Annotated in this window: 9 protein-coding genes; 2 read left to right on the forward strand and 7 right to left on the reverse strand. The window is 41.6% G+C overall.

Annotated features, from left to right (window positions below; translation table 11 throughout):
• Positions 1-208 precede the first annotated feature (208 nt).
• Positions 209-460 (reverse strand): phosphoribosylformylglycinamidine synthase subunit PurS, encoded by a 252-nt coding sequence (gene purS / locus H9Y05_RS07435; protein ID WP_163489709.1) that lies wholly within the window; start codon positions 458-460, stop codon positions 209-211.
• Positions 457-1,284, reverse strand: coding sequence for a CDP-alcohol phosphatidyltransferase family protein (locus H9Y05_RS07440; RefSeq protein WP_163489710.1), 828 nt, complete (start codon positions 1,282-1,284; stop codon positions 457-459). Before H9Y05_RS07440 ends, purS begins: the two co-directional genes overlap by 4 nt.
• A 117-nt stretch (positions 1,285-1,401) precedes the next feature.
• Between H9Y05_RS07440 and H9Y05_RS07445 the strand changes: the two genes are divergently transcribed.
• Together H9Y05_RS07445 and porU2 are read left to right on the forward strand one after the other, a co-directional pair.
• The gene (locus tag H9Y05_RS07445) at positions 1,402-2,496 is read left to right on the forward strand and encodes a putative type IX sorting system protein PorV2 (protein ID WP_163489711.1); all 1,095 of its coding nucleotides are present in this window, start codon (positions 1,402-1,404) and stop codon (positions 2,494-2,496) included.
• Positions 2,493-7,601, forward strand: a complete 5,109-nt coding sequence (gene porU2, locus H9Y05_RS07450) for a putative type IX secretion system sortase PorU2 (protein WP_163489712.1) — start codon at positions 2,493-2,495, stop codon at positions 7,599-7,601. Before H9Y05_RS07445 ends, porU2 begins: the two co-directional genes overlap by 4 nt.
• 113 nt (positions 7,602-7,714) lie before the next feature.
• On the opposite strand, the gene H9Y05_RS07455 is transcribed toward porU2, so the two are convergent.
• From H9Y05_RS07455 to H9Y05_RS07475, 5 genes are read right to left on the reverse strand one after another with little or no spacing between them, the layout of a single operon-like run.
• On the reverse strand, positions 7,715-8,437 hold the full coding sequence (locus H9Y05_RS07455) for a glycosyltransferase family 2 protein (protein WP_163489713.1): 723 nt from the start codon (positions 8,435-8,437) through the stop codon (positions 7,715-7,717).
• 24 nt (positions 8,438-8,461) lie between these two features.
• Positions 8,462-10,189 carry a hypothetical protein gene (locus H9Y05_RS07460; RefSeq protein ID WP_216713934.1) on the reverse strand — a complete coding sequence of 576 codons (1,728 nt, stop codon included), beginning with the start codon at positions 10,187-10,189 and terminating at the stop codon, positions 8,462-8,464.
• A 12-nt stretch (positions 10,190-10,201) separates the two neighbouring features.
• Complete coding sequence (locus H9Y05_RS07465) at positions 10,202-10,861, reverse strand: CoA transferase subunit B (protein ID WP_163489715.1); 660 nt, start codon at positions 10,859-10,861, stop codon at positions 10,202-10,204.
• Positions 10,862-10,877: 16 nt separating this feature from the next.
• Positions 10,878-12,692, reverse strand: a complete 1,815-nt coding sequence (locus H9Y05_RS07470; protein WP_216713935.1) for a hypothetical protein — start codon at positions 12,690-12,692, stop codon at positions 10,878-10,880.
• Positions 12,692-13,390 (reverse strand): CoA transferase subunit A, encoded by a 699-nt coding sequence (locus tag H9Y05_RS07475; protein ID WP_163489717.1) that lies wholly within the window; start codon positions 13,388-13,390, stop codon positions 12,692-12,694. Before H9Y05_RS07475 ends, H9Y05_RS07470 begins: the two co-directional genes overlap by 1 nt.
• Between the last annotated feature and the right edge of the window lie 4 nt (positions 13,391-13,394).

Below are 13,394 nucleotides of genomic sequence, written 5' to 3' on the forward strand. Positions count from 1 at the left end.
AAGGTAGACATCCGAGATACGTGTTAAAAATCAAGAAAATACTGTGCGTGATTTACTAAGAAAAACCAGCGACCAACCCTGATAATTTACTTTTTTCACCTTCAAATTACTGTAGGGAATAATGATGGGCATTGAAGTGAAAGATAGGTTAATAAAAAACCCGGCAAATTTACATGCCGGGTTTTTCAATAAGATATGAATGAAGAAATTATGCTTCCTCTACAACGAATGAATAACTTTCCATGATTTGGTTCGCCAACAGTTTTTTACATGCTTCTTCTACTTTCTGCGCAGCAACGTCTTTTGAATCAGCTTCAACAAATAAACGGATATGACGTCCGATACGCACACCATCAATTTCAGGCAACCCGATACTTTTCATGCTGTTTGTAACTGCTTTTCCCTGTGGATCCAACAATGCGTCCAACGGCATTACGTCTATTTCTGCTTTAAATCTCATGCTGCGTGTTTTTTTCGTTTATTTTCAATAACTGATAAAATCAGGTACAAAATTATAATAATTGGAATAGCCCAGGCAAATAAAATCGGAATTAATATCAAACAACACCCCAAAAAGATAAATTTTATCTCATTTCCGTTCCATTTGAAGTGCTTAAATTTCAATGAAAATAAAGGTAACTCTGCAATTAATAAAACCGACATGAGTGTCGTAATTGAAATCAGTACCCAGGGAGTTAGCACAGTGTTTAAAACGTTATTTTCTATCCCTGCATTGTAATAATACGCGATCAACAGTGGAAAGGATGTAAAGAAAATGGTATTGGCAGGTGTCGGTAATCCGATAAAACTCTCCGACTGGCGGGTGTCAATGTTGAACTTTGCCAGGCGAAACAAAGAGAAAAACGGAATAATCAATCCGGAAAAACACAGGTAATTAACAGCGCTCCAATCTCCGCTGACAATCGGGGAGAAGAAAGCAGTAACGCTCATGAACACTTGTTCAGACAAAGAAAGGTCATATTTTATACTTAGCCCTCCCTGCGTTTGGATGATCAGTAATACACAGACCAGAATCCCGGGAGCAACGCCAAATGTAACCATATCAGCAAGTGAATCCAACTGTTTTCCCAGCTCACTCATTTGGTTGAGTTTCCGTGCGATGAAACCGTCCAGGAAATCCAGAACAGCAGCCAGGTAAATAAGATAGCAGGCGATTTCCAGCTGACCGGAAAACACCATGAAGATGGATGAAATACCGCAAAGGAGATTTCCTGCGGTCATTAAATTGGGTAAATTGAACATTTCGTGTGCTAAAATACACATTTACATGTGTCGTTTTCAACGAATAGATATATTTTTGTGCGATAAATTGAATAAATAGACCTGTCAACACAATTTTTTTAAAAAAAGGATGTTAATAGTCAGGTGAAAATTATACTTATGACTCATCGTATCATTGCTTTGGCAATCATCCTGTTATCAACTACTGCATACACGCAGACGGTTGCACCTAAATACTCCAATGAGTTTTTAGCCATTGGTGTCGGTGCAGATGCACTTGGACTGGGAAATGCTGTCGTTGCCAATACCGGGAACGTGATGTCAGGCTATTGGAATCCTGCCGGATTGACCCGTGTTGATAAGTGGCTGGACGTCGGGTTGATGCACAGCGAGTATTTTGCCGGAATTGCGAAGTATGATTACCTGGGATTAGCACACAAAATTGATCAAAAAAGCGCCATTGCCTTTTCAGCCATCCGTTTCGGTGTGGATGATATTCCCAATACAACCCAATTAATCGATAACAACGGGAACGTTGACTACGATAAAATCACCACGTTTACAGCTGCAGATTATGCGTTTTTACTGTCTTATGCGCGAAAGCTGAAAGTGGAAGGACTCAGTTTGGGAGGTAGCTTTAAAGTCGTGTACAGAAAAGTAGGGGATTTTGCCAAAAGCTGGGGGTTCGGACTGGATGCAGGGTTGCAGTATCAACGCGGGCAACACTGGAAGTTTGGCGCTGTACTTCGCGACGCTACATCTACCTTTAACGCCTGGATGTTTACATTGGATGACGCTACAAAAGAAGTATTTGAGCGCACCAACAACGAAATACCGCAAAACGGACTGGAATTAACCATGCCGCGTTTGATCATCGGTTCGTATGCCAAATATCCGTTGGGGAAAAAAGGAATTTACTTTGCCGGGGAAATCAATGCTGACATTACCACGGACGGTCGCCGGAATACAGTAATTCGCTCAGGGGTGTTTTCTGTGGATCCGAAGATGGGAATCGAATTCGGGTTTAAAAATTATGTTGCCGTACGTGCAGGAATCACCAATATGCAATTCGTGAAGAACTTTGATGATAGTAAATCCTTTAACGTTCAGCCGAATATCGGAATCGGATTAAACTTAAAAAGCGTATATTTGGATTACGCATTTACAGATATCGGTGATGCCTCCGTTGCGTTGTATTCACATGTGGTATCGTTGCGTGTTGTATTGAACAAACCCAAATCGATGACCAAATGATTCGACTGCTACACAACACTATTTTCACTGTTTTATTGGTACTGTTCATGTACCCGGATGTGGCGTTTGCCCAATCGTACGGGAATGAGTGGATCAATTTCAATCAACGTTATTATAGTTTTCCTGTAGCACACACCGGGTTGAAAAGAATCAATTACGACGACCTGAACAATGCCGGTATTCCGGTCGGTTCATTTTCACACCAGCAAATTCAGCTATTCGGCCGGCAGAAAGAAGTTCCGATCTGGGTAGAAACCAACGGAGACGGAACCTTTGATTCGGGAGATTACATTTTGTTTTACGCAGAGCGCAATGACGGTTGGCTGGACTCCATGCTGTACCTCGATCCGTCAAAAGCTGCAAACCCCGCTGTTAGCTTGTTCAATGACACGATTTATTATTTTTTTACGTGGAATAACCAAACCAATAATTTACGGTTTACAGAAGAATTGAGCGCCGATTATGCCAATTACACACCAGTAAATTATGTATGGGATAAATACGAACAAGGATATCAAAACTCATACCTGGAGGGAGAACGATTACAATCCCTTTTGTCCAGCGCATTTTATGTGGCGGGAGAAGGATATGGATTGGCGCAGGTAAACGGAGTCAATGGATACAACCTCGATCTTACGGCCCAGACACCGTATCCCTATACAGCTCCCGGAAGCCCGAACGCACGCTTCAAAGGGTTGGTGACGACAACAGCAAGTTCACCGGTCGCTCAGAGTGGTGATCCGAATCACCACACCCAATGGAGAATTAACGGACAATTAGTCTATGACCAAACCGGGTTTGGTTGTATACAATTCAAAGCAGATCTGCCGTTCTCCAGTGCGGGAATGACACATACCACAGACCTGGACTGGACAATTGTCGGGGACCTGCCGGTGGAGACCATGTATCAATCCCTGACATATTGGTCGATCGATTATCCAAGAATCCCGAACTTCAATGGGGCTACACGATTTAAAATCCGTGTAGAAAACGGTTCCCAGGCAAAGAATCGCATAGACTATACGGCATTGGGAGTTGCAAATCCCGTTATTTTCAGTTTCGGATCTTCTCCACGACGTATTTATCCGCAAACCAACGGCGGGTCTCAGGTAATCCTGTTTCCCAATAATTCCGGTGAAAATTATTCGGAAATTGTAGCACATGACCTCAATAGTGCGCAAATAATTACCGGGTTTTCTCCTGTTAATACAACAGGTTTTTTTACCGATTATGCCAATTTAAGTCATGAACGGGCGTACATCATTGTGTACCATCCGAGTTTATACCCGGCTTCAAATCAGTACAGAATGTACCGCCAGAGTATCAGCGGAGGTGGCTACAATGTGGTGATGGCCAACATAGAAGAGTTGTATCTCCAGTACGGGGGAGGAATCAAACAACACATCAACGGAATCCGGAGATTTGCACTGCATTCATATGATTTGTCTACACAAAAACCGGAGGCGTTGCTGTTATTGGGGAAAGGATTGTATCCGACCATTGCCAGGGGGAATGCATTTAGTCAAAACCTGATTCCGACATTCGGAGTTCCCGCTTCAGATATCCTGATTACATCCAACTTGCCCGGAACATCATTGTGGAAGCCACTCATTCCGACAGGTCGGCTCTCTGTTAATACGGAAGCGGGTATCCTGAACTACCTGGATAAGATTACAGCATATGAAAGCAACCAAAATCAGAATGATGTCTATGATACACCAAGTAAAGACTGGCAGAAACACATCATTCACCTGATTGGCGGAACCGACTTATCCCAGCAAGCGTCCTTTAATGCACAGATGGAGATTATGAAAATCAAAGCCGAAGGAGACCGGTTTGGTGGAAAAGTACACACCTTGAAGCGCGAATCAGATGATCCGATTCCTCCGACTCAACTGCAGGACATTATGACCCGTATCGCGAATGGAGTTTCGGTGATGACCTATTACGGACACAAGGGGGTAACCAATTCCGGTTTCGAAATCAACCTGGATGACTTACAAAACTGGAACAATACGAACAAATATCCGTTGATGATTGCCAACTCGTGTTATAATGGAGACCTTTTTGAGTTGGGATTGGGCTCTTCTTCCGAATACTTTGTCAATACGCCGAACCTGGGTGCAATTGGTTACATTTCTTCCGTAAGTACGGGATTTCACCCGATGGTAGGAGTTTACAGCAATGAATTGTACAAGCAATTCACGCGGATTTCTTATTCTGAATCGATTGCTAAAAATATGTCGAATGCAATTGATACCCTGGAGTCTCCGGGGAATATGTATATGGAGGTAACAGCGACACAGATGTTATTGAACGGGGATCCGGCATTAAAAGTCAATTACCACAACCGGCCTGAGATCGAATTACTGGAACAAAACATTTTCTTCAAACCGGATTACGTCGATTTGAATACAGACAGTATTGAAATGCACATTGCCCTGAAAAATCTGGGGAGCTCTATTATTGATTCATTCACCATCGAAATCGCCAGAAATTTTCCGGGAAGCGACATTGATTCAATCTACCATGTAAAAAGAGGGCAGCTTCATTATACAGACACAATAAAGATTAAATTTCCGTTACAACCGGGTATTGCTGCCGGATTAAACGTATTTGATGTAAAAGTGGATATTCCGAGCTTTATTCCGGAACAATACGATGAGATTTACAATAACCAGGTGATTAAGAATTATTTTCTGAACCTGGACGGAATCGTTCCCGTTGTTCCCTATGAATTTGCGGTTGTCCCCTACGATACAATTACATTGAAAGCATCGACAATTAATCCGATTGCCGAATACAATACGTATCGTTTCCAGATTGATACAACAGATTTGTTCAACAGTCCGTTCCTTAAAAACGCGGTTGTTTCAGGATTGGGTGGCGTAAAAGAGGTCAAACCAAATCAATGGAATAGTCCGTTGCAACTACAAGATAGTATGGTGTATTTCTGGAGGGTTGCTGTTGACGAACCAAACCCGTTGTGGAAAGAAAGCTCATTTCAATACATTCAAGGAAAATCCGGATGGGGGCAGGATCATTTCTTTCAGTTTAAGAAAAACACATTCTCAAATGTCAATTACGTGCGTGCGGACCGCTTAAGGGAATGGAACCCGGATTCAGTTTTACTATCAGTTGATGTATATCCGGATGTATCATTGGAGAACGCGTATTACATCAACGGAACTCAAATGGATTATGGTGTTTGTACATGGACACCACCGCTTCATGTGGTTGTCATTGATCCGATCACCTTTGAACCGTGGGGAACTAATTACAATGGTGCCAATCCTGATCACGACTTCGGAAATGTATTGTGCAGGGGGCGGGTAGAGAAATTTTTTATCTTCAACCAGGATAATCCGGCACATCTTCAATCGTTTCAGAACATGGTGCTAAATGAGGTTCCGGATGGTCATTACTTATTGATTTATGCTCCGATCATGGGATATTACAGTTCTTGGAATGCATTGGATTCTGCGAACATGTACCAGACATTTGCCGCATTGGGTTCTGATAGTATTATTCCCGGCCGTCCAAATCATCCGTTCTCCTTTTTTGTAAGAAAAGGATACCCGAATACGGTGGTTGAACGGGTGATTGACCCCACAACCGGTGCAGGTTCCGAAAATGGTTACGCATTTATTCACATGGAAGCATACATGCCGACTTCCATCACACAGGGACAAGAGATATCTACGCTGATCGGACCGGCGATGAGGTGGGGAAATGTCTACTGGCGGCAGGAAAGTATTGACCCGATCAACAATACGGATACGACCCGCTTGTTGATTCAACCGTATACCTGGAATATGATCCCGGGGCCACCTGTAAACGTGCTGTTCAATAATAACGATTCATTGCTCAACCTGCAGGGAACGATCAACTCTCAACAGTATCCTTATATACGACTGCGGGCAAATTACAAAGATACAACCAATTATACTCCCGCGCAGGTTGACAGCTGGCACGTGTTGTATGATCTGGCTCCTGAAGCGGCAATAGACGGAACAAACGGATATTATTTCAGCCATCTGAATGACAGCATTTACGAAGGAGAATCTCTGCGATTCGCAACAGATATCCGCAATATCTTTGATATTGATATGGACTCACTCCTGGTAAACTATTGGGTGCAGGATAATAACAATGTCAAACATTTCATTGACTATCCGAGACAAGATTCATTAAGAGTAGGACAAACATTGAGGGATACAATTACGTTTTCTTCCGCAGGTCTTTCAGGGTTTAATTCCTTGTGGGTTGAAGTCAATCCCTATGTTAACGGCAGCATGTACGTCAAAGACCAGCCAGAGCAGTACCATTTTAACAATATGTTGCAGATTCCGTTTCGTGTAAACGGGGACAATGAAAATCCTTTATTGGATGTCACGTTTGACGGAAGGCACATTCTCAACGGAGACATTGTCAATCCCAATGCAGAGATTCTGATTACACTAAAAGATGAAAATCCATATATGATTATGGATGAACCTTCCGATACGACACTGTTTGGAATCTACCTGACCGATCCGGCGGGAAATCAGAAGAGAATACCGTTTGTAGACGGGATGGGAAATACGGTAATGCAATGGCTTCCGGCGGAGAGTACACACAAACGCTTTAAGATTATTTATCCCGCTGCCTTTACAATGGACGGAAAATACAGGTTATTGGTGCAGGGAGCTGATAAAAGCGGAAACCTTTCGGGAGATTTTCAATACAAAGTGGATTTTGAAGTCATCCGCGCGTCGAGTATCACACACATGATGAATTATCCGAACCCGTTTTCTACCAGTACCCGTTTTGTGTTTACACTCACGGGAACAGAAGTACCGGATGATATTATTATCCAGATCATGACTGTTTCCGGAAGAGTAGTACGTGAAATTACCGAAGACCAGTTAGGTCGCATTTACATTGGAAGAAACGTCACAGAATATGCATGGGACGGCCGCGATGAATTCGGAGACCAGTTGGCAAATGGTGTTTACCTGTATACCGTAAAAGCGAAAATCAATGGAGAAGACATTGACCACCGGGAATCAGGTGCAGATCAATACTTTAAAAAGAATTTCGGTAAAATGTATTTGATGCGATGAGCATTTTACGTGTGGGAAAGAAAGATATTCTTCCGGGAGGATCTTCGGTGTAAGCCAACAGAAAAATATCTTCTTTTGACCAGGTTGAAATCAGGTAAATAAACGGGTCAATTTTAATTTTTTACAAACTTGTATTTGAAGATACAATAGATGGCTCTGAATCCGTCTCTCCAACCAATTTTCTTCCCTTCCTCATAGGTCCTTCCGTAATAAGAAATACCTACTTCATAGATGCGGATTTTAGGAATCCGTGCAAGTTTTGCTGTGATTTCGGGTTCAATTCCGAAGCGATTTTCACGGATATGAATTTCTTTGGCAATCGATGTCCGGATCAATTTGTAGCATGTTTCCATGTCCGTTAAGTTCAGATTGGTCATCATATTGGAAAGAAATGTCAGGAATTTATTTCCGATGGAGTGCCAGAAGAACAGAATCCGGTGGGGGTTGTGTCCCACAAAACGGGAACCATATACCACATCCGCATTGTCCATGAAAACGGGTTTTAACAATAAATTGTATTCAGCGGGATCGTATTCCAGGTCTGCATCCTGAATCAGCATATATTCTCCGGTACATTCTTTTATTGCCCGATTGATCGCAGCTCCCTTTCCCTGGTTGCGTTCCTGTGAAAACAACCGAATATTCATTTCAGGGTTTTCCTGCATATAGGCGTTGATTTTTTCTACGGTGTCGTCTTTGGAACAGTCGTTGACAATCACGATTTCTTTTTCGATACCATGAACTAATTCTACTTCTTTTACCCGGTTTAGAATTAGATGAATAGTAGCACCTTCATTGTACGCAGGAATAAGGATTGACAGTTTTTGAATATGCATGAACTTGAATTAACGAGCCTAAATTTAATTAAAAAATGTAGAAAACGTGATTCCCTCAATTTTTAACGGTTGATTGACATTGGATACGGCAAATCGGATCTGTGTGATATCCTGTGATTTTTCCGGTAATTTAAACCGGAGAACTACATCATCGCCATATTGACTATGAAAGACATTGTGGCTGTTTTCACTTACAACCTGCTCCATAGAATCTAATAGTTCAATGACAATAAATTCACGATCAGCCTCCCGGTTCAAACGGAATTTTATTTCTCCACCAGAAGCAAGGGTGTCCGGCGACGGAATGTTAAACGTCTGTACATAGAACTGTTGCTGAACAGCCGGTATGATGATCTCTTTTAATAATAACCGTTCAGATTGTATATCTTTTATTTCAGGGGAAGAACGATAGAAATACCAGCTGTATTTTTCATCGGTAATCAGGAATGATTTCCAATAAAGCTCTTTATTCATTCCATCCAACAAAATAATTGCTTTTACATATTGAAAGGTTTGAATCTGCATGAGGACAACAAGTAGCGGCAAGCTAATTACAAGGATCCCCTTCATTGCATACTGTCGTTTTGAAAAAACAGGAAGCAATACCAGAATAAACGCGCCATAAAAGTCAATCATCGGTCGTTGTCCTATACTTCCTCCGTACGACCATGAATGCCAGGATGAAAGGACATATACCACAATTAAAAAAGCCAATAAAAATGCAATTGCCTGGTAGTATATTTTTTTGTAAACCCAGCAAATTAATCCGATGATAAAGACCAGTAACCACCAGGGCGTCCACAGAAAAAAACCTTTTTGGTAACTGAATAGAAAGTCAACGAAACGCGGATGGGTGAAATCAAAGCCTTCTTCTCCATAGCTGTAGTTAAACGGGTTTCCTGTCTGAAGGTAGGAAATGTAGAGTTGAATTGAAACAATGACACCATAACAAACGACGCCAAAAAGTAATGCATAATAATGCTGCGTAAATAAACGTTGAATGTTGCGGATAAATTCAGATAGGTGATCCGTCAATAGAGGGGTGAAGATCAACACCAACAGGTTAACCGGCCGAACGATTGTAATGAACCCAAGTATGACCAGGGAGAGGAAGAGGTAATTCGATTGATTGGTAATAAAATATTTTCTGACGGTATACATCAACCAGCTTATCAGAAAGAATGAATAAACATGACTGTAAGCGGAATCATAAACGGTATAATGCAAAAGGGGGGTAGCGAATAAAGTGGCTATCTGAATGAAGAAAATCCACCATCCGTTCATGTTATAGGTTTGAAGCAACAAACGAATACAAACCATTCCTAAGAACATGTAAAAGATCGCAGCATACCAAATGGCTCTCTGATACGGCAGGGAGAATCCGTCATCAGGATGTATGCTGTCGGCTTTTGACGAAGTGAAATGCGCTACTAAGAAAAACGGACTTTGAAACAATGCTGTACCAACGAAATATTTATTGATCCGCAGACCATTTTCCTGGTATTTGTATAGCAGCTTATTGTGTTCAATTTCATAGTATTCGGTTTGTAATGTATCTATGTATGCAAGATGGATGTCATCATAGATAAATAAAGCGGGTAAGTATTCATAATAACCGCGTCCGTCCGCGTTAATAAATACCTCTTTTTTGTCGGGATTTTTTTTATAAAGAAAATTATTGTAGCTAATAAGCAGAATAAGTACAATCAGTAGTTCTTTAAAAAACTGAAATTGAACTATTTTTTTTAACATTTGAAGTTAAAATCAATCGATCTTCATCTCCGGAACAACATCCGGAACAACCAGATCTCCTTCTGTTTTGGAAACGATTTCTTCAACGCTGACACCCGGAGCGCGTTCCAGTAAGTGAAACTTGCCTTCCTTTATTTCAAGTACAGCCAATTCCGTAACTACTTTTTTAACACATCCTACGCCGGTCAGAGGAAGTGTACATTCCTTCAGTATTTTTGATTCTCCGGCTTTATTGGAATGCATCATGGCTACAATGATATTTTCCGCTGAAGCAACAAGGTCCATTGCTCCTCCCATTCCTTTTACCATTTTTCCCGGAATTTTCCAGTTGGCAATGTCTCCGTTCTGGGAAACTTCCATTGCCCCAAGTACAGTTAATTGTACATGCTGCCCGCGAATCATTCCAAATGACAATGCGGAGTCGAAAAATACAGCTCCTTTTCGTGCAGTAATGGTTTGCTTTCCTGCATTGATCAAATCAGCATCTTCCTCTCCTTCAAACGGGAACGGTCCCATTCCGAGAATTCCGTTTTCAGATTGAAATTCTACTTCAATCCCCTCAGGAATGTAGTTTGCAACCAATGTCGGGATACCAATTCCAAGATTGACATACCATCCGTCTCTCAATTCCTGTGCAATGCGTTTTGCAATTCCATCTTTGTCTAAAGCCATATCACAAAGTAAATAATTATTTTAAAACAAATAGTTCGACTTTTCCATTATGTAGTAAAAAAGGCATTTTTTTCTGATTCCACAAGTAAACAATCAGTTGACTTGCGTCGGGATGTGTATAGGGAACGACAATTCCATGATGCAGATTTCCGGGTTGATTGTTCCATGTCTTCTTTAGCCAATCCAAATGGATGTTTTCCTGGTTTAATTCTTTTCCTGCCTTATCTTTTTGAGAAACAACAACAGAAGCGACAAACGGGGCAGCATGTGCATCAATGGTTGCAGTGATGCATACAAAAACCGGACATCCTTTCAGAGAGTCGGGCAATTCAAACGAAAATAAATTAAAGAACTCCTCATTGGAGTGATTCCAGTTGCTGATGGTGTCCTGCCGGGATATCAATTTTCGCGTTAACGGAATAGATCTACGATACAGATTCAAATTGTTATCAGGTACAGTATTTACCTGTGTGTAAAGCGTCCGGAAATTAGTAGGTAATTTGCGCGAAATGTCGACAATCTGATAATCACAAATAGTATCTACCTGATCGGAAACCAACATTTGTGAATAATGTCCTCCTCGTTGGTGATTCATATACGCCCAGCACAATCGCTGCATTTTGTATCCTCCGATACTTGGTAATTCTGCGGGATTTTTTTCCTTCGAAAAGCGATCAAAAAACGCAGCGGGAGGATTTTCGCTCATCGGGAAAATCGTAGTGCTGATATTGATGTGTGCTATGAAATGAATCGGGAAGTAAACTAACGGCAGGATGCACCAGGATGCATTTTTGATTCCAGATACTATTGCATCATTGATTACGAAGGTAAACATGAACATTAAAAACGGAAATAAATAGAGCGCAGCCCTGTCTTCCGGAAAGTTAACATGTAAAAGATACCGCATGGCAAAAATAGCGGCAATAGCGCCTACAAACAGGTAAGAGAAAAAGAAAGACGGGCGATGAAGCAACTGTTTTCTGTAACCGTTTGCTTTTACAATCAAAAAAAGGAGCCCTGCTAATAAGCCGCAGATAAGCAGAGTATAAACAACGGCCATCCAATCCGCATAACTACCAATAAAATAGGTTGACAACGATTGGCCTGTATATTCCCAAAAACCGGATGTACCACCATAATATAACGCACCACGTGTTTTCAGTTCAAAGCTGTACCAAATCAACGGGTAGAAGAGGAGTAGGGAAGAGAGGAATAAACCGATTGTTACACAATAAGATTTTACTGATTTTTCAGATAACAGTGCAACAATCAGCACATAAAAAATCATTAAAAAGGAAGGAGTTAATAAGGTCAGGTTGGCAGAAGTCGCCAGAAACAATGTGAAAATCACCAACGCAAATAACCATTTTCCCGGGTGTTTCAGGAACCGCAACAGAAAAAATGTTCCAGCCATCAGTAAGGCCATGGACAATCCATATCCCCGTGTTTGCCCGAAATATTCGAACAAGTAATGTGCCATGACGAGGGATAGAAAAAATCCCCATTTGATAAATGATTTTTTGATTGTCACAGCAACACCCCATGCCGCCCAGAAATACAGGACGAACGCCAGTAAATTAGGCAGCCGGAGAATCCATGGTTCATTACCGAGAAGTTTATAACAACAGTAAGAAAGGAATGAATTCAGGATGTGATTATTCGCATCCCAATGCACATCGGGAGGAAGAAAAGATCCGGTTTGAATGTAGTAAAAAAACGTTGCCGACTCATCGTGTTGAATCGGCAAATAAACTGTTCGTATCAGCAAGTATGAAAATAATGCAACAAAAAGCGTCCAGACAATATAGGATTGTGAACCTGCAGACCGCATTATCCCTTTTTTCGTGTTGTACGTTGCTCGATCCGTTTTTCAAATTTTTCTCCTTGAAAGATGCGCTGAACGAAAATTCCCGGAGTATGAATGAAGTTCGGATCTAATTCTCCGGCAGGAACCAATTCTTCTACTTCCGCAATCGTAATTTTTCCGGCCATCGCCATCATGGGATTAAAATTGCGGGCAGTTGCTTTGAATACCAGGTTTCCTTCCGTGTCACCTTTCCATGCTTTTACAATGGCAAAATCAGCGGTCAACGCTTCTTCCAGGATGTGAGGCTTTCCGTTAAATACACGCACTTCTTTTCCTTCTGCGATTTCCGTTCCGTATCCTGCCGGGGTAAAAAATGCAGGAATTCCCGCTCCACCCGCTCTGCATCGCTCCGCAAGGGTTCCCTGAGGAATCAGGTCTACCTCCAGTTCTCCGGAAAGCATCTGCCGTTCAAATTCAGCATTTTCTCCGACATATGAACTGATCATTTTTTTGACCTGTTTCCCCTGTAAAAGCAAACCGAGTCCGAAATCATCAACACCTGCGTTATTGGAAATACATGTCAGATTTTTCGTTCCCATTTCCACCAGCCGGGCAATTGAATTTTCCGGAATTCCGCACAAGCCGAATCCTCCGACCATTAATGTCATTCCGTCTTCAATACCTTTCAGGGCTTCTTCTACATTTTTTACAACTTTATTCATGCTG

Origin of the sequence: Taishania pollutisoli (genome assembly GCF_014518315.1) — a bacterium.
Classification (GTDB): domain Bacteria; phylum Bacteroidota; class Bacteroidia; order Flavobacteriales_D; family Crocinitomicaceae; genus Taishania; species Taishania pollutisoli.

Coding starts and splice junctions, on each gene's coding strand:
- purS (WP_163489709.1), bottom strand. CDS start 460: ATGAGATTTAAAGCAGAAATAGACGTAATGCCGTTGGACGCATTGTTG.
- H9Y05_RS07440 (WP_163489710.1), bottom strand. CDS start 1,284: ATGTGTATTTTAGCACACGAAATGTTCAATTTACCCAATTTAATGACC.
- H9Y05_RS07445 (WP_163489711.1), top strand. CDS start 1,402: ATGACTCATCGTATCATTGCTTTGGCAATCATCCTGTTATCAACTACT.
- porU2 (WP_163489712.1), top strand. CDS start 2,493: ATGATTCGACTGCTACACAACACTATTTTCACTGTTTTATTGGTACTG.
- H9Y05_RS07455 (WP_163489713.1), bottom strand. CDS start 8,437: ATGCATATTCAAAAACTGTCAATCCTTATTCCTGCGTACAATGAAGGT.
- H9Y05_RS07460 (WP_216713934.1), bottom strand. CDS start 10,189: ATGTTAAAAAAAATAGTTCAATTTCAGTTTTTTAAAGAACTACTGATT.
- H9Y05_RS07465 (WP_163489715.1), bottom strand. CDS start 10,861: ATGGCTTTAGACAAAGATGGAATTGCAAAACGCATTGCACAGGAATTG.
- H9Y05_RS07470 (WP_216713935.1), bottom strand. CDS start 12,692: ATGCGGTCTGCAGGTTCACAATCCTATATTGTCTGGACGCTTTTTGTT.
- H9Y05_RS07475 (WP_163489717.1), bottom strand. CDS start 13,390: ATGAATAAAGTTGTAAAAAATGTAGAAGAAGCCCTGAAAGGTATTGAA.